This is a genomic window from Pseudoxanthomonas sp. PXM03 (assembly GCF_014852005.1).
Lineage (GTDB): Bacteria > Pseudomonadota > Gammaproteobacteria > Xanthomonadales > Xanthomonadaceae > Pseudoxanthomonas_A.
This window is the reverse complement of record NZ_JACVAU010000002.1, coordinates 15373-31858: the sequence shown is the minus strand read 5'-3', so window position 1 is coordinate 31858 and position 16486 is coordinate 15373. Positions and strand designations below refer to the sequence as shown.

The 16486-nt window shown below is 66.5% G+C and carries 20 protein-coding genes; 7 read left to right on the top strand and 13 right to left on the bottom strand.

Features of this window, described 5'->3' with window-relative positions:
* Window positions 1-110: 110 nt before the first annotated feature.
* From IB223_RS08890 to IB223_RS08870, 5 genes are all read right to left on the bottom strand, one after another.
* Window positions 111-959, bottom strand: a complete 849-nt coding sequence (locus tag IB223_RS08890) for a LytTR family DNA-binding domain-containing protein (RefSeq protein ID WP_192201339.1) — start codon at window positions 957-959, stop codon at window positions 111-113.
* A gap of 4 nt (window positions 960-963) precedes the next feature.
* Window positions 964-2049, bottom strand: coding sequence for a histidine kinase (locus IB223_RS08885; protein WP_225590983.1), 1086 nt, complete (start codon window positions 2047-2049; stop codon window positions 964-966).
* Window positions 2050-2157: 108 nt separating this feature from the next.
* Entirely contained in the window at window positions 2158-2802 is a 645-nt protein-coding gene (locus IB223_RS08880; protein ID WP_192201338.1) for a trimeric intracellular cation channel family protein, read from the bottom strand.
* 65 nt (window positions 2803-2867) lie between these two features.
* Window positions 2868-3314: a carboxymuconolactone decarboxylase family protein gene (locus tag IB223_RS08875; RefSeq protein ID WP_192201337.1), complete on the bottom strand. Its 447-nt coding sequence runs from the start codon at window positions 3312-3314 to the stop codon at window positions 2868-2870.
* Window positions 3315-3351: 37 nt separating this feature from the next.
* Window positions 3352-4239 (bottom strand): RNA polymerase sigma-70 factor, encoded by an 888-nt coding sequence (locus IB223_RS08870; protein WP_192201336.1) that lies wholly within the window; start codon window positions 4237-4239, stop codon window positions 3352-3354.
* A 114-nt stretch (window positions 4240-4353) separates the two neighbouring features.
* On the opposite strand from IB223_RS08870, the gene IB223_RS08865 reads away from it, so the two are divergent.
* The 3 genes from IB223_RS08865 to IB223_RS08855 all read left to right on the top strand — a co-directional run bounded on the left by IB223_RS08865 (window position 4354) and on the right by IB223_RS08855 (window position 6957).
* A complete protein-coding gene (locus IB223_RS08865) occupies window positions 4354-5871 on the top strand; it encodes a fumarate hydratase (RefSeq protein ID WP_192201335.1) in 1518 nt (505 codons plus the stop codon).
* A 79-nt stretch (window positions 5872-5950) separates the two neighbouring features.
* Complete coding sequence (locus tag IB223_RS08860; RefSeq protein ID WP_192201334.1) at window positions 5951-6301, top strand: hypothetical protein; 351 nt, start codon at window positions 5951-5953, stop codon at window positions 6299-6301.
* 20 nt (window positions 6302-6321) lie between these two features.
* Complete coding sequence (locus tag IB223_RS08855) at window positions 6322-6957, top strand: glutathione S-transferase family protein (RefSeq protein WP_192201333.1); 636 nt, start codon at window positions 6322-6324, stop codon at window positions 6955-6957.
* A gap of 175 nt (window positions 6958-7132) precedes the next feature.
* Here IB223_RS08855 and IB223_RS08850 read toward each other — a convergent pair whose 3' ends face one another.
* The 4 genes from IB223_RS08850 to IB223_RS08835 all read right to left on the bottom strand — a co-directional run bounded on the left by IB223_RS08850 (window position 7133) and on the right by IB223_RS08835 (window position 10450).
* Entirely contained in the window at window positions 7133-8242 is a 1110-nt protein-coding gene (locus IB223_RS08850) for a sterol desaturase family protein (RefSeq protein ID WP_192201332.1), read from the bottom strand.
* Between the two features lie 46 nt (window positions 8243-8288).
* Window positions 8289-8708: an arsenate reductase (glutaredoxin) gene (gene arsC / locus IB223_RS08845; RefSeq protein ID WP_192201331.1), complete on the bottom strand. Its 420-nt coding sequence runs from the start codon at window positions 8706-8708 to the stop codon at window positions 8289-8291.
* Window positions 8708-9895, bottom strand: coding sequence for a phospholipase A (locus tag IB223_RS08840; RefSeq protein ID WP_192201330.1), 1188 nt, complete (start codon window positions 9893-9895; stop codon window positions 8708-8710). The genes arsC and IB223_RS08840 overlap by 1 nt, the downstream gene beginning before the upstream one ends.
* Before the next feature lie 69 nt (window positions 9896-9964).
* Window positions 9965-10450: a DUF456 domain-containing protein gene (locus IB223_RS08835; protein ID WP_192201329.1), complete on the bottom strand. Its 486-nt coding sequence runs from the start codon at window positions 10448-10450 to the stop codon at window positions 9965-9967.
* 229 nt (window positions 10451-10679) lie between these two features.
* On the opposite strand from IB223_RS08835, the gene IB223_RS08830 reads away from it, so the two are divergent.
* Window positions 10680-10889, top strand: a complete 210-nt coding sequence (locus IB223_RS08830) for a cold-shock protein (protein WP_055944114.1) — start codon at window positions 10680-10682, stop codon at window positions 10887-10889.
* 90 nt (window positions 10890-10979) lie between these two features.
* Here the strand turns inward: IB223_RS08830 and IB223_RS08825 are convergent, their stop codons facing one another.
* Together IB223_RS08825 and IB223_RS08820 are read right to left on the bottom strand one after the other, a co-directional pair.
* Window positions 10980-11456, bottom strand: a complete 477-nt coding sequence (locus IB223_RS08825) for a glycine zipper 2TM domain-containing protein (RefSeq protein ID WP_192201328.1) — start codon at window positions 11454-11456, stop codon at window positions 10980-10982.
* 141 nt (window positions 11457-11597) lie between these two features.
* Window positions 11598-12038, bottom strand: coding sequence for a cytochrome c (locus IB223_RS08820; RefSeq protein ID WP_192201327.1), 441 nt, complete (start codon window positions 12036-12038; stop codon window positions 11598-11600).
* A 76-nt stretch (window positions 12039-12114) separates the two neighbouring features.
* Between IB223_RS08820 and IB223_RS08815 the strand changes: the two genes are divergently transcribed.
* Complete coding sequence (locus tag IB223_RS08815; protein WP_192201326.1) at window positions 12115-12924, top strand: tRNA threonylcarbamoyladenosine dehydratase; 810 nt, start codon at window positions 12115-12117, stop codon at window positions 12922-12924.
* A 107-nt stretch (window positions 12925-13031) separates the two neighbouring features.
* Window positions 13032-14447 (top strand): nuclear transport factor 2 family protein, encoded by a 1416-nt coding sequence (locus IB223_RS08810; protein WP_192201325.1) that lies wholly within the window; start codon window positions 13032-13034, stop codon window positions 14445-14447.
* A 4-nt stretch (window positions 14448-14451) separates the two neighbouring features.
* On the opposite strand, the gene IB223_RS08805 is transcribed toward IB223_RS08810, so the two are convergent.
* Both IB223_RS08805 and IB223_RS08800 read right to left on the bottom strand, forming a co-directional pair.
* Entirely contained in the window at window positions 14452-15234 is a 783-nt protein-coding gene (locus tag IB223_RS08805) for a TatD family hydrolase (RefSeq protein WP_192202359.1), read from the bottom strand.
* Window positions 15234-15452, bottom strand: coding sequence for a DUF6116 family protein (locus tag IB223_RS08800; RefSeq protein ID WP_192201324.1), 219 nt, complete (start codon window positions 15450-15452; stop codon window positions 15234-15236). The genes IB223_RS08805 and IB223_RS08800 overlap by 1 nt, the downstream gene beginning before the upstream one ends.
* A gap of 173 nt (window positions 15453-15625) precedes the next feature.
* Between IB223_RS08800 and IB223_RS08795 the strand changes: the two genes are divergently transcribed.
* Window positions 15626-16441 (top strand): glycine zipper 2TM domain-containing protein, encoded by an 816-nt coding sequence (locus IB223_RS08795; protein ID WP_192202358.1) that lies wholly within the window; start codon window positions 15626-15628, stop codon window positions 16439-16441.
* Window positions 16442-16486 lie beyond the last annotated feature (45 nt).

Genomic DNA, 16486 nt, shown 5'->3' with positions numbered 1-16486 from the left:
CTCGACAGAGGGCGCGGTGTTGGCATGTCGATATCGATTCGCGCGCGTCATGTGCCACGGCAATGGCAGCCGTGCGGTCGCGACTCACGTCGCTCCTGCAGAAGAACGGGTTACAGCAAAACCGCCAGCTTGTCGCGATGGCTGCGCGACAGTTTCAGTTCCTGGCCGCAGTCCAGCCGCAGGAAGCTTTCCCCGTTGGTATGCGGTCGCATCTCCACCACCCGGCGCGCGTTGACGATGGTGGAGCGGTGGATGCGCGGGAAGCGCTGCGGATCCAACTGCTTCTCGAGCTCGCGCATGGTGGCGCGCAGGATCAGGGTCGTGCCGGTCTGGCCTTCGCCATCCACGTGGATGCACATGTAGTCGCCCGCGGCATCGATCCAGCGGATGCTGTGCAGGTCCACGCGCACGGTACGACCGCCATCGCGGATCGCGAGCTTTTCCTCGCGCCGCAGCAGGTCCAGCGCATCGGGCTTGAGGGCGTCGTCCAGATGCAGGGGGGGACGGCCGCTCAGTTCGCCCAACAGGCCGAGCAGGGTGGCGCAATGGCCGCTGGCCTCGCGCTGCGCGCGCGCCTGGCGCACGCGCGACAGGGCCTGCGCCAGCCGTGAATCGTCCACCGGCTTGAGCAGATAGTCGGTGGCGGAGGCCTCGAAGGCACGGATGGCGTAATGGTCGTAGGCGGTGACGAACACCACCAGCGGCATCTCGCTGGCGGGAATCGCGCGCAGTGTCTGGAAGCCGTCCATCCCCGGCATCTGCACATCGAGGAACACCAGGTCCGGCCGGTGTTCGCGCAGACCGGCGATGGCCGATGCGCCATCGCCATACTGGCCGACGATGTCGATGTCGGCATGCGCGGCAAGGCGGATTTCCAGCCCGCGCCGCGCCAGCGGTTCGTCGTCGACGATGAAGGCGCGCAATCGTGCCGGGCGGGGCAGTGAGGTGGCGTGGTCCATCAGCTCAGTCCGCCAGCGTCTGCGAGGTTTCGAACGGCAGGCGCAGGGTGACTTCGATGCCGCGCTCCAGGTTGCGTACGGAGAAACCACCGGACCCGCCGTACAGCACGCTCAGGCGTTCGCGCGTATTGCGCAGGCCCACACCCTTGCCGGGCGGCAATTCGTCGCCCTCCAGGCTCCCGCAGCCGGGGCCGTCATCGGTGACGCGCAGCACCAGTTGCGCGCCGTCCCGCTCGGCTTCGATGCGCAACAGGCCACCTGCGACCTGCTTGGCCACGGCGTACTTGATGGCGTTCTCCACCAGCGGTTGCAGCAACAGGCTGGGCAACAGCGCACGCCAACAGTCCTCGTCGATATCGGTCTCGATGCGCAACCGTTCGGCGAAGCGGATCTTCTCGATGTCCAGGTACAGCGTCAGCGCATCGAGTTCCTGACGCAGCGTGACGCGCTGCATCGGGTCGTTGTCCAGCGAGTGCCGGAGGAACGACGACAGGCCCTGCACCATGCGGTTGGCGGTGGCATTGTCGCGGTCCAGGATCAGCGTGGAGATCGCGTTGAGCGTGTTGAACAGGAAGTGCGGGTTGAGCTGGTAGCGCAGCATCTTCAACTGCGCCTGGTGCGCCATGCTGCGCGCGGCCAGCGTGCGCTCGGTTTCGCCCTGCAGCTGCTGGTAGTACTTGATGCCCATGTACGCGCCGACCCACGCCAACACCACATAGATGTAGCCGAGCGAATAGGCGACGAACTCCAGTCGGGTGGTCGGCTTGCATGTCTCGCAGAAGTCGACCAGGACTTCACGGGTGACGAAATCGATCAGCGCCGAGCTGGCCAGGACCACCGGAATCATCAATGCCAGCAGCTGGCGGGGTGGCAGGCTCCAGTAGGTCCTCAGCAGGAAGCGCAGGCCCAGCGTGACCAGTGCGCCCATGGTGGCGGCGGTCGCAGGCACCACCCAGTAGCCGGACGGCTTGCCGTGGGCGACGGCATACAGGCAGCCCTGCGCGAAGTAGGCGCCCCAGCCCGACAGGTGCAGAAGCCAGAAGACGCGCTGGCGGGGCAGGTCCAGCGGATGGGAGGTGGCGATGGCCATGGTGTCGATCAGGACGCAGGTGGCGCCATGCTAACGCCACCGGGCGCGGCGGTCCGCACGGTTCGTCGGCGCCGGGCCACGCTTGGGCGCAAGGCGGCCGGCGTTGCGCTATTTCAGCGGACCGGGCGGCTCGCCATCGCCACCGGACTGCAGCGCCACCGGCAGGTGCCAGCCATAGGTCACCGCCATCATGCGCAGGCCGAAGCACAGCCCGGCGCCGACGAGGGCGCAGGGCACCGCAGGCAGGGCGAGCCAGTGCCCCGTTGCCACGATGAGCGCCCCGGCCAGCGCGGCCACCGCGTACAACTCGGCCTGCAGCACCAGCGGCACCTGCGCCAGCAGCAGGTCACGCAGGATGCCGCCGCCGATGCCGGTCAGCATGCCCATCGCCGCCGCCATGGGCGGGGACAGGCCATATTCCAGCGCCTTCTGGGTGCCGGCCACGGCAAACAGCGCCAGCCCCATCGCGTCGAACATGCGTACGGGATGGTGGAGTTTTTCGATCAGCGGTGCGCGGAAGAAGGTCACGATGCCGGCTGCCAGCGAGGTCACCGGATAGCGCCAGTCGCTGAGCGCGGCCGGTGGCGTGGCGCCGATCAGCAGGTCGCGCATGATGCCGCCGGCGGTGGCGGCCGCGAAGGACAGCACCAGCACGCCGAAGATGTCCAGGCGACGGCGCACCCCCATGGTCGCGCCACTCAGCGCGAACACGAAGGTGCCGACCAGATCGAGGATGAGGACCAGGGCTTCCATGCCGCCATTGTGCCGCCGTGGTGCGTGCGGGGCGAGCATGCGCCGCCCCGCGACGCCACTTCGGATCAGGGCAGGATCGGCTGCATGCCCACGCCCAGCCGGTTCCAGGCGTTGATGGTGGCCACGGCCATGGTCAGCTCGGCGATGCCGTGCTCGTCGAAATGCTCCTTCAATGCCTCGTACGTGGCATCGGCGGGGGCGCCCGTCGGCAGCGTGGTCAATTGCTCGGCCCACGCCAGCGCCGCGCCTTCGCGGGCATCGAAGAAGCGGCTGTCGCGCCAGCCGGCGACGGTGTCGATCTTGCGTGACTCCACGCCCGCCTTGCGCAACGCGCTGGCATGCATGTCCAGGCAGAACGCGCAGCCGTTGATCTGCGAGACGCGCAGGAAAATGAGTTCGAGGAACTCCTTGCCAAGCGCACCGTTGTGGAGCGCGGTGCTTGCGGCGTAGAGGCCGCGGAACGCCTCGGGAACGTGCTTGGGATACTCGACGCGATGGAACTTCTTGGTCATGGCAGTGCTTCCGTGACGGCCACGGTGGCCGCCTTCACTACCAGGACGCGCCACCGTCCTTCGCCGTGACAGCCGTGCCCAACTTGTCCGGATTGGCGACGGTGAACAGCTCGCTGATGCGTTCACCATCGCTCACGGCCACCATCACCGCTGCCAGCGCGCCGTCGCGGTAGCGCAGGATGGCGGGTTCGCCATTGACCGTGCCCATCCGCCACGCGATGGCGGGATCGTGCCGGCGGTAGACCGCCCAGAACAACCGCGCGATGCGCGCCGCCCCCAGCAGCGGACGGATGACGGCCACCGCCTTGCCGCCGCCATCGGACACCAGGCGCGCGTCTTCGCTCAACAGGGCGGTGATCGCGGGCTGGTCGCCGCGCTGTGCCGCGCGCATGAAACGCTCCAGCAGATGGCGGTGGTGTTCGGGCGCCACATCGAAGCGGGGACGACCGGCCTGCACGCGCTCGCGGGCGCGATGGACCATCTGCCGGCAATTCGCCTCGCTCTGGCCCAGCAGCGGCGCGATCTGCGCATAGTCGTAGTCGAAGGCTTCCTTCAGCAGGAAGGCCGCGCGCTCCTCCGGGCCCAGCCGTTCCAGTACGGCGAGGAAGGCCAGCGAAACCTGCTCGGCGACCTCGGCCGAATGCTCGGGGGTCGGGGATTCATCGATCTCCGACGGGGCGGGCAGCCACGGGCCGGTGTAATGCTCGCGCTGCACCCGAGCGGCGCGCAGCCGGTCGATGCCCAGCCGGGTGGCCGCGGTGACCAGCCAGGCTTCGGGGTCGCGGATGCCGGTCCTGTCAGCCTGCTGCCAGCGCAGCCAGGTGTCCTGGACCACGTCCTCGGCATCGCTGCGGCTGCCCAGCAGGCGGTACGACAGGCCGAACAGGCGGGAACGGTGGGCTTCGAAGGTATTTTCGGCGTTCATGCGACCAAAGACGGGGCAGGGTGCCTGGCTGTGACAGGCGGGCAACGTGTCACTTTGGCCTAAAATGGGCGCTTCCGCCCGCTACCCACCGGCAGCCCCGGCTTTGCCCGCCCCATGACCTCGATCAAGCAGGAAGACCTCATCCAGTCCATCGCCGATGGACTGCAGTACATCAGCTATTACCACCCGGTCGACTACATCAAGAACCTAGCCGCCGCCTACGAGCGTGAGGAATCGCCGGCCGCGAAGGACGCCATCGCGCAGATCCTGATCAATTCGCGCATGTGCGCCGAAGGCCATCGCCCGATCTGCCAGGACACCGGCATCGTCACCGTGTTCCTCGAGATCGGCATGGACGTGCGCTGGGACGACGCCACGATGGGTGTGGAGGACATGGTCCACGAAGGCGTGCGCCGCGCCTACAACCACCCCGACAACAAGCTGCGCGCCAGCGTGCTCGCCGACCCGGCCGGCAAGCGCACCAACACCAAGGACAACACGCCGGGCGTGGTCAACGTCAAGGTCGTGCCGGGCAACACGGTCGACGTGATCGTCGCCGCGAAGGGTGGTGGTTCGGAAGCGAAGTCGAAGTTCGCGATGCTCAACCCGTCCGATTCCATCGTCGACTGGGTGCTGAAGACCGTGCCGACGATGGGCGCCGGCTGGTGCCCGCCGGGCATGCTCGGCATCGGCATCGGCGGCACCGCCGAGAAGGCGATGCTGCTGGCGAAGGAATCGCTGATGGAGCCGATCGACATCACCGACCTGCAGGCGCGCGGCCCGTCCAATCGCGCCGAAGAACTGCGCCTGGAGCTGTACGAGAAGGTCAACGCGCTCGGCATCGGCGCGCAGGGGCTGGGTGGGCTGACCACCGTGCTCGACATCAAGGTCAAGGATTACCCGACCCACGCGGCCAACCTGCCGATTGCGCTCATCCCGAACTGCGCCGCCACCCGCCACGCGCACTTCACCCTCGATGGCAGCGGCCCGGTGATGCTGGACCCGCCTTCGCTCGAGGATTGGCCGGAACTGACCTACGACGCGTCGAAGGGCCGTCGCGTCGATCTCGATACGCTGACCCGCGAGGACGTCGCCAACTGGAAGCCGGGCGAAGTGCTGCTGCTCAACGGCAAACTGCTGACCGGCCGCGATGCCGCGCACAAGCGCATGGTCGACATGCTCAACAAGGGCGAGGCGTTGCCGGTCGATCTGAAGGGCCGCTTCATCTATTACGTGGGCCCGGTCGATCCGGTGCGCGATGAAGTCGTCGGCCCGGCCGGTCCGACCACCGCCACCCGCATGGACAAGTTCACCGAACAGGTGCTGGCGCAGACCGGCCTGCTGGGCATGGTCGGCAAGGCCGAACGCGGCCCGGCGGCGATCGAAGCGATCAAGAAACACCAGTCGGCCTACCTGATGGCGGTCGGCGGCGCGGCGTACCTGGTGTCGAAGGCGATCAAGGCGGCGAAGGTCGTCGGTTTCGCCGACCTGGGCATGGAAGCGATCTACGAATTCACCGTGCAGGACATGCCGGTGACGGTGGCCGTCGATTCGCAGGGCACCTCGGTGCACAACACCGGCCCGAAGGAATGGCAGGCGCGGATCGGGAAGATCCCTGTGGTGGTGGCCTGATCCGGTGCCTGCGACTCCGCTCCGGATCTACGCTGACTTCAATGGTTTGGTTCGTGGGCCAGCGCAGGGACGCATCGCGGTGGTCCTGGATACCTATGGTTCGCTGCGGGATCTTTCCAATGCGGGCGTCGTCCTCAGGGATGGACTCGAATTGGTGGCCTACGACGAATCAGACGACGTTGAGGATCTCGAGATTCATGGCGTTGTGCGTTATGACATCAAGCGCCAATGGTGGGTGGTCGAATCCGACGAGCGCGGGGTGATGTACGTGCCCGCTGGCGAGCGCGTACGTGTCGAGCCCGGATTTCATTGTGTGCAGTGTGGTCATGCCTTGGCGGGGTTGGATGCTTTCCAACTCGATCAAGCCTGCCCTCACTGCGCTACGCCAGTGCGCAGCGCCATGGCTGCACCGGCACAAATTCCCTTTTAGATCACGACCAGGCGGCCCATATGTCGACGAAGCTCTACTACTCCCGCAGCACCGCCAGCCTGGTCGTCCACTGGCTGCTGATCGAGCTGGGCATCCCGCATGAGCTGCAAGAGCTGGACTTCGACAAGCGCGACCAGAAATCGGACGACTACCTGAAACTCAATCCCGCCGGCGTGGTCCCCACGCTGGTGATGGACGGCCAGGTGATCACCGAGACTGCTGCCATCCTGATGCACCTGGCCGACACGCATCCGCGTGCCGAGCTCGCGCCGGCCGTCGCCAGCACGCAGCGCGCGCAGTACTACCGCTGGATGCTGTTCTGCGCTAATACGCTGATGCCGGCGTACCGCGCGTGGTTCTACTCGGACGAGATCGCAGGCGAGGCCAACATCCAGGCCACGCAGCAGCACGCCCGGGCGAAGCTGGAAAAGGCCTGGGGACAGGTTGCCGACCATCTGCAGGCCCACGGCCCCTACCTGCTGGGCGCGCAACGCAGCGCCGCGGACTTCCTGCTGACCATGCTGATGCGCTGGTCGCGCAACATGCCCAAGCCGACCGATACCTGGCCCGTGCTGCACGCCTACGCGCAGCGCATGAAAGCGCTGCCGAGCTTCAGGGAAGTCTATGCCCGTGAGGGACTGACGGACTGGACGTGACCGGCACCTGATCCAATGTAGGAGCGACGTAAGTCGCGACCGTGGATCGGGAAGTAGCGTGAAGCCATGGCCACGAATGGGGGGCGCCTCGGATACATCGCTTGGAGCAGCGCTCCTGCCCGTCGTGGCGCGCGGTCGCGACTTACGTCGCTCCTACAACGTTCGCCGAGGCTGCTCAGTCCACGTACTCGTCGAACTTCCGTCCGCCCTGGAATGGCATCAGATGCTGGCGCAGAATGCCGCGCGGCACCGTCTCCAGCTTCATCACGCCGTACTCCTCGGGCCAGTCTTCCTGCTTCGGCGGCAGCTTGAAGGTGCCCATCAGCATGTCCACCAGCGGCAGGTGGATGGCGTAGTTCACGTCCAGGTAGTCCTTGTGCCGCGCATGGTGCCAGTGGTGGTAGCGCGGCAGCACCAGCAGGTACTCCAGCACGCCGAAGCGGATGCCGAGGTTGGCATGTGCCAGCACGGCTTGCAGGCCGACCAGGATCACGTAGGCGTTCACCGCGGGTGCCGAGAAGCCGAGGATCAGCAGTGGCAGCAACACCGCGCTGCGGGTCAGGACGATCTCGACGAAGTGGATGCGCGAACCGGCCAGCCAGTCCATCTCGCGGCTGGAGTGATGGACGGCATGGAAGCGCCAGAGCCACGGGATGTTGTGGTACGCACGGTGCAGCAGCGCCTGGGCCAGGTCGGCCACGAACACCGCGATCAGGAACTGCGCCCACACGGGCAGCGACTGGATGGCGTCCTTCAGTGCCGGGAAAGCCGCCAGCCCGGCGATGGTCGAGGTGGATGCCGTCACCAGGATCAGGATGAACTGCACCAGCACGTGGCTCATGAAGAAGTAGCCCACGTCCGTGCGCCAGCCGGGGCGCAACGGCGAGATGCGGCGCTTGCCCAGGTAGTGCTCCAGCGGCACGAACACCAGCGCCGAGAAGAACAGCGAGATCACGAACCAGTCCAGGCCCAGCGAGTAGGGCGTCTTGCCGATGGAATCGAACTGCACGTTGGTGCCACCCAGCAGCACGGCGAGCGTGGCACCGCCCACGCCGACCAGGGCGATGCGCTTGTTGCGGTCGCGCAGGATGGCCAGCGTGCCCATGCCGAAGGCCGCTGCCAGGCCGATCAGCAACAGGTGACGCGCGAACTGCTCGTTGTAGACCGCGCGGAATTCCTTGCTGGTCAGCAGTTCGGGATGGTGGAAGCAGAGCACCGCCATCAGGCTGAGCAGCCCGAGCAGGGCGGAGGCGTAGGCGAAGAACGAACGGCGCGGGCGGGGCATGGTGCTTCCTTGGCAGGTCGAGTGGCTTCCTGCGCCAGATTTTACGTCAGACGATGCGATTTCCGGCCGCGTCCACCACGCGTTCTCCATCCTCCTTCGCGAAGGCGCCCTGTTGCGGTCGCGGCAGGATGTCCAGCACGCGCTCCGAGGGGCGGCAGAGTGTGGTTCCCATCGGTGTCACCACGATCGGCCGGTTGATAAGCACCGGATGGGCCAGCATCGCGTCAAGGAGCGTGTCGTCGCCGGCCTCCGCCAGGCCGAGGTCCGCGTACAGGGGTTCCTTGGCGCGCACCACGTCGCGGACCGGTACCTGCATCGCGGCGATCAGCGACAGCAGGGTGTCGCGGTCCGGCGGGGTCCGCAGGTACTCGATGACCTGCGGCTCGATGCCGGCATTGCGGATCAGTCCAAGGGTGTTGCGCGACGTGCCGCAGGCGGGGTTGTGGTAGATCGTCACGTTCTCCATCAGTACCAGTCCAGCAGCGAAATGCCCAGGCCCACGTAGGTGGCCTTGTGGTTGTAGTCGATCAGGCTCTCGCCGTAGCCATGGAACAGCTGCACGTGCGCACGGAAGCTCCGGTTGATCGGGAACCCGTAGTCCACCTGCAGGGCACCATGCGAGTCGTCGCCGCCGCGCAGGGAATGCCGGCCCAGCACCGTGAACACATGGCCGTTGCGCGCGTAGGTGAGCATCGCATCGCCGCGCCCGATGTAGTCCTCGATGTCGGGGTTGTCGTCGTCGTTGCCGTCCGGCACGCGGTACCACGGCCGCAGCACCAGCGCCCAGTTCTCGCGGTCCAGGCCGATGGTGGCGATGACGCGGTTCCAGCTGCGCGACAGCGGATCGCTGCGGCCATTGGACTGGTGGTTGAGCGCGATGCCGGCCATGCGGCCTTTCCAGCCGGCGATGCTGTAGTTGTTGCGGAACACCAGCATCACTTCAGGCTCGTAGTTGGTCTCGCGGAACGGGCGCGACTCGTCGCCGTTGTAGACCTGCCAGCGCGAGCTCTGGGTGTAGGCGCCCCAGATGTCGCCGTTGTCGCCGAACAGGTTTTCCGCGAACTTGGTCTTGAAGCTAAGCTGGAACTTCGCCTCGATGTCCTGCAGGTCCTGCGGTTCGGTGACCGTGTTGTCCGGGTTGGGAGAGGAGGGCGTCTCGTTGACCTGGCTGGTCCAGAACGCGGGCAGCAGATACATGGGCTTGTAGGCGCGCAGCTGGAAGACCCCCAGCTTGGAGTCCTTGGCCAGTTCCCAGCGGCTGTCCAGCAGCGAGCCGCGACCCGCGTTGGCGATCAGGTCGGCGTCGGCCGGATCGTCGGTGCGGAACCATGCGCCCAGGCGGCGGCGTGTACGCTGGCTCAGGGGCAGATCCTGCCCGGTCTCCATGTCGGCGGCGGCCTTGGCTTCGGCACGGGCCTGCGCACGCGCCTGGATTTCGGCTTCCCTGGCAGCCAGCGCCTGTTCGTCGGCCTGGCGGGTGTCGGCTGCGGTGCGCCCAAGCGCAGCGTCATAGCACGCCAGGCGTGCGGCGTCGTTCTCGAGCGAGAAGCAGGCCTCGGCGGACGTGCCGGCCTGGGAGCCGTCCTGGGCCTGCGCGGTCAATGCAAAGGTAACTCCGATTACCAGGGGCAGAAGACGGGTGGGGTGCGTCATGCAGGGACTCGAAGGGTGGGGGCGGCGATATTCTGCCAGTCGGCGTGGATGACACGTGCGATGCGGCCTTCAGAAGATCCAGGCGAACACGAACAGCCCCAGCATGGCGAATGCCAGGCCCAGCTTGAGCACCACGCCCAGGAGGATGCCCAGCCAGGTGCCCAGGCCCACCTTGGTGGCCTGGCGGAATTCACGGCCATGCCACAGTTCGCCCAACAGCGCGCCGACGAAGGGGCCTGCAAGCAGGCCGATGGGCATGAAGAACAGACCGGCGAAGGTGCCCAGTACGGTTCCCAGCAATGCTTTGCGACTGGCGCCGACGCGCTGGGCGCCGATCGCGGTGGAGAAGATGTCGACCGCGAAGGACAGCGCGGTCAGCAGGCCCAGTACCACCAGCGTGACCCAGCCGATCTGCTGGAAATCGCCCGCCCAGGCAGCCAGCAGCATGCCGCCGAAGACCAGGGGCAGGCCGGGCAGGGCGGGCAGGATCACCCCCGCGATGCCAACCAGGATCAGCACCACGGCCAGGGCGTAGTAAAGCATCTGGATATCCAAACAATTCTCCTAGTGAATCAAGGGGTTGGCAGGGGGTTGACTTTCTCGTTCAAGCGTTTGCATTTTGCCAAATGCCGGGTTACTGTGCGGCCGCTGCCGTTGCCAAGGTCACCGTGAATCGTGGCCTGATGGGGTAGATCCATGATCCGCTGCATCCTTGTACCTCGCTTCCTCCTTGCAACCAGCCGCCCAGCAGGCGTATCCACCACCCGTTTCAAGGAGCAAGTAGATGTCTGATCGTGAAACCGGAACCGTGAAATGGTTCAACGATGCCAAGGGCTTCGGCTTCATCAGCCGCGAGAATGGCGAAGACGTGTTCGTGCACTTCCGCGCCATCCAGACCCAGGGCTTCAAGAGCCTGAAGGAAGGACAGAAGGTCAGCTTCACCGTCGTGCAGGGCCAGAAGGGCCTGCAAGCGGACGCCGTGCAGCCCGTCTGACCTGACCGCCGAACCGCGCCCCTGCGCGTGCTCCGCAAGAAAAAGCCCGGCTGATGCCGGGCTTTTTCTTTGCCTTGGTCGGGGTCGCGATCAGCGCAGCACCACGCGACCGTTCTGGACACGCACGTAGGTGTTCTCGCGGATGCCGCCCAGGTCGCGCTGGCTGATCGTCACGCGGCGACCGTCATCCATCCGCACGGTCACGTTGTAGGTTTCGCCAGTAGTGCGGTTCTGGATGGCGTTGCCTGCGGCCGCGCCCGCGACGGCGCCGGCCACGGTGGAAACATTCTTGTTGCCTTCGCTACCGCCGGTGCGATCGGAAATCTGGCGGCCGGCGACCGCACCGACGATACCGCCCAGTACCGCGCCGGTGGCGGACGGCGCGCTGCGGCCCGACGACACGACATCGATGCGTTCGACGATGCCGCAATCCGCGCAGTACCGGTTGGCGGGGGCCGTGTTGCTGTAGCCGCCACCATAACCGCTTCCGTAGCCCGGCGAAGTGCTGGCGCAGCCGGCGAGCGCGACGGTGGCGGTCAGGCCTATGACGAGCAGGCGCATGTTCATGGGAATCTCCTGTGGATGGCCGGCCCCGCGTGGTGATGGAACCGTTCGATGACCATGCTCCACAGCAACGCGTGAACATGATGAGAATCGGGCCGCATGAGCGGCCCGGATGTCAGTTGCGATTCAGACGCCGGCCGTCGGTCAGCCGCGGAAGTCCTGGTGGCAGGCTTTGCAATCCGTACCGATCTTCTCCACCACCGCGCCGGCAGCGACACAATCGGTCGGCGGTGCACTCAGGGCGGCGTCGAGATCTGCCCGGAACTGGCTGGTGTGGGTCTTGAAGCGCGAGTCGTCGGCCAGGTCCGGGAAAGCGACCTCCAGGTCATTGGCGATCGCCCGCAGCGTGCGTACGTGCGGAATCGTGTCGGTCGCGGCGCAACGATTCTGCTTCACCTTGTCCGACAATTGCCCGGAGTGCTTGGCCATCACGTGCATCACCGCGTGCGGGAATGGATCCTGTCGTGCCTGCAGCGCACGCATCGCCATCACCGTACAGACGGCGCCCACCACCAGGCCGATCAGGAACAGGAACAGGTAACGTGAGGCGGCGGAAGGCTTCTTGATCTCGGGCTGGCTGGCCATGCGGCGGGCTCCATGTGGTTGACGCCGCGATGGTACGACGCGCGTCACGGTTCGCGCCACGCTTTAAACTAGTGACATGAAGAAAGAACTCAAGGACCGCTTCGGCGGCATCGACCGGCTGTACGGCGTGGGGGCGGTGACGCGCCATGCCGCTGCGCGCGTGGCGGTGGTCGGCATGGGCGGCGTGGGCTCGTGGGTGGTGGAAGCGCTGGCGCGCTCGGGCGTGGGTCATCTGACGTTGATCGACGCGGACGACATCTGCGTGTCGAACACCAACCGGCAATTGCCGGCATTGGAGGGCCAGTACGGTCGCAACAAGGCCGAGGCGATGGCGGAACGCTGCCGCGCGATCAATCCGCTGATCGACGTGGACGTCGTGCCGCAGTTCCTGACCGCGTCCAACATGGCCGAATTGCTGGACCGGGGGTTCGATCTGGTGCTCGACGCTTGCGACAGTTTCCGGGTGAAGGTGGAGATGATCGCGTGGTGCCGCCGCCGCAAACTGCCCATCGTGGTTTCCGGCTCGGCGGGCGGGCGTACCGATCCCACCCAGATCCGTCTGCGCGACCTGTCGCGCACCGAACACGATGCGCTGCTAGCACTCGTGCGCAAGAAGCTCCGTGCGGAGTTCAACTTCCCGAAGAACCGCGACCGCTACTTCGGCGTGCAGGCGGTGTACTCGCTGGAGAACGTCAGGTATCCGCAGGCCGACGGCTCCGTCTGCGGCCTGCGCCCTCAACTGGGTGCGGATGCCGCACTGAAGCTGGACTGCGGCGTGGGCCTGGGGGCCGCCACCCACATCACCGGTGCGTTCGCGTTTGCGATGGTGGGCAAGGCGCTGGAACTGCTGGCCAAGCCGCGCAAGGTTATGCCCGGTAGCGACTGAGTTACGTGACTCGCCTTGGCGCATGGGCGCGGCGCTTCGGCGCACGCCCCCTGTGCAGGGCGAGGGGGCGGAGGGATAGTGCGGCCCCTTCCATTACCGCATCGGCCATGTATATCCGCGCCCTGCTGCTGATCGGGCTGCCGCTTTTCGCCGCAGCCGCCCATGCCTGTCCGGTCGTTCCCGACGCGATGCGCGCTGCGCGCATCCATGCGGCCGGCGGTCCCGAATCGTTGCGCGTGGAGCGCGTGCCTGTCCCCGTACTGCAGGCAGGTGATGTCCTGGTGCGCGTGCACTACGCGAGCATCAACCCCGTCGACTGGAAACTGCAGGAAGCGGGCCGGCTGCCGTTTCCCGCTACGCCGGGTGGCGATTTCGCGGGGGAGGTGGTGGCGGTCGCGCCAGGCGTGACGGCATTCGCCTGCGGTGATCGCGTCGCCGGTATCGTGGATCCGCGCGAGCGTTCGGGCAGCTACGCGGAATACGTGTCTGCGCCGGTCGCGTCCATCGTGCCGGCGCCGCAGGCTTTCACGATGCAGGAGGCCGCTGCGTACCCGACCGTGGCGGTCGCCGCGTGGCGCTATCTGGTCGCCGCCGCGGACGTACAGCCCGGCGAGCGGGTGCTGGTGCACGGCGGCGCCGGCGGCGTGGGCTCGATGGTCGTACAACTGGCCAAGGCGCGCGGCGCATATGTCATCGCGACCGCATCTGCGCGCAATCACGATTATCTGCGCACGCTGGGGGCGGATGACGTGATCGACTATCGCAACGTCCGCTTCGAGGATGTGGTGCACGATATCGACATCGTGGTCGACACCGTGGGGGGCGATACGCTGGCGCGCTCACCCCGGGTGCTGCGCGAGGGAGGGCGGCTGGTCACGCTGGTCGGCCAGGTGCCCGCTGCGCTGTGCGTGCCAGGTCGTGTCGTCTGTCCCGCGACGCCGCCGTGGGATGTGCAGGCAGGGCTGAACGGCGTGGCGCCGTTGATTGCGGCAGGCCGGTTGGGGGTCCATGTCGATGGTCTGTATTCGCTGGACCGGATCGCCCAGGCCCAGCAGCACAATCGCACAGGTTCCACCCGCGGCAAGGTGGTCGTGGCGGTCGGTGCGGACAATGTCGGCATTGCCAGCGGCGACAATGTGGCTGCGGTGCGGCTGCCGCTGCAGGCCTATCTGGATGGCCATGCCACCGGCCAGCGCCGGCACTTCCAGCGGGCATTTGCCGACGAGGCCGTGCTGGTGGGATACAAGGATGGCCAGTATCGGCACTGGCTGGCGCAGGACTACATCAAGGCCTCTTCCAGTGGCCGCGCGCCGGCGGACGAAGGCACGCGCAAACGCTGGATCCGCCAGATCACCGTAACCGGTGACGTCGCGACCGCCGTGATCGAACTGGACTATCCGGACATGAAGGCCCTGGACCACATGACGCTGCTACGTTACGGCGACACATGGAAAATCGCGGTCAAGGCCTATCACGCAACGACTCCCGCCCCGGCGGCTGATTCCGCCCGGGTCGTGCGCTGAAAGCTCAGGCGCGGACGACAGCGGGCAGGCCGAACAAACGCTCGGCGTTCTGCGTGGTGGCGCGCGCAAGTTCATCGGGCGCGATATCGCGCAGTCCGGCAATGACGTCGCGGACTACCGCCAGTCGCGCGGGTTCGTTGCGTTGCCCGCAGATGCCCGCATCGGGCTGGTCCGGCGCATCTGTTTCCAGCAGCAGGAAATCGAGCGGCATCGAGCGGGCGAGCGTACGCAGGCGATTCGCGCGCTCGTAGGTGACCGGTCCGCCCAGGCCGATCAGGAAACCCATGTGCCACAGCTGGCGTGCCTGTTCCGGACTGCCGGAAAAGCTGTGCACCACGCCCCGCAGGCCGCCCACGCGTTTGAATGACGCGATCACCGCATCGACGGCGCGGCGCGCATGTACGATCACCGGAAGATCGAACTCCCGCGCCAGCTGGAGCTGCCCGTCGAAGTAGTGCTGCTGATCGTCCGCATCCAGGCCCTCCACGAAGAAATCCAGGCCGCATTCGCCGACAGCCACAGGGCGTTCGCGCTCGATCCACTGGCGCAGTTCATCCAGATGGGCGGGCTGGTGCTCGGCCAGGTACATCGGGTGGAGTCCATAGGCCGGAAACAGCCCTCCATCGCGCGCGCAGACCTCGCGCAGCCTGGGCCAGCTGGCCGCCGCCACCGCAGGCACGACTTGCCGGTCGACGCCCGCCGCGCGCGCGCGCGCCAGCGCCGCGTCACGGTCCGGGTCGAATTCCGATGCGTCGAAATGACTGTGGCTGTCGACCAGCATTTCGATCAGCGCTTCGAGGGCTCTATCGTGGGCGGCGGATCCTTGCGCCGCTTCCAGTTGGCCAGCAGCAACGTACCGAGGCCGAACAGGATTTCATCCACGAACGGGAAGGGATCAGGCAGGACTAGGGTGACCATGAAGAGTGCGGCGGTGATCTTGAACAGGGTGGGGTAACGCAGCTTTCGCGCCCACTCGAGCAGTGGCAGCAACAGGGGGTTCGGCATGGCGGTGATTGCTCTCGGCGTGTGTAACGGGCGTCACGCTAGCATGATCGGCGCGAGGTTGAAGCGTTCACTTTTCGTTGGTTTTCGTGGGCATAAGCGGGGACTGTGTTCAGGTTGGCAATGGTGCAATGATGACCAATATGAATCGGGCACGGCCCGACCTGGAGGCAGCGATGAAGAGCAATACAACAACCATTCTGGTCGCCGTCGGCGCGCTGCTGGTGGGCGGTGTGGCCACTGCGGCCTTCCTCAAGGGCGGCGACAAGAGCCCGACCGGCCAGGATGGCCTGGTGACGGCAGCCGATGGCACCCTGGTCGCCGATGACGCCGCCGCGACCGACAACCAGATTCCGGTGGGCACGCTTCAATACGCCACCGTGGTCAAAGCCGATCCGGTGACCAGTTCGGAGAAGCTGTACGCCACGGTGATCGGTACCGAACCCGTGCGCGAGACCACGACCACCAGTACGCCGCGCGAAGTCTGCGAGGACGTGGTGGTGCAGGAGCGTGCGCCCGAGCGCGATGGCAACGTCGGTGGCACGGTCGCCGGTGCGGTGATCGGTGGCCTGCTCGGCAACCAAGTGGGCAGCGGCAGCGGCAAGAAGGCCGCCACCGTGGCGGGCGCCGTCGCCGGCGGTGCGATCGGCAACCAGGTGGACAAGCGCCACGTGGGTGGCAAGGTCGTCAGTCGTACGGAGCGTCAGTGCCACACCGAGAATGCGACCTCCGAGTCCTCGCGCGTGACCGGTTACAACGTGACCTACCGCAATCCGGATGGCACCACCGGCACCATGCGCATGGACAGCAAGCCGGGTACCCGCATCGCGATGGGCACGACGGACAAGGTCATCGGTTATGACGTGACCTACCGTTTCGATGGTCAGGACAAGACCATCCGGATGGACCAGAAGCCGGGTGAGCGCCTGCCGGTGATCGATGGCCAGGTGGTGACGCAGACCGCCAGCGTCGACGCCCCCGACAAGGGCTGACACGCAGGCCGGGCAGGCCTGCGTTTCAACGGGGTACCCCTCAAA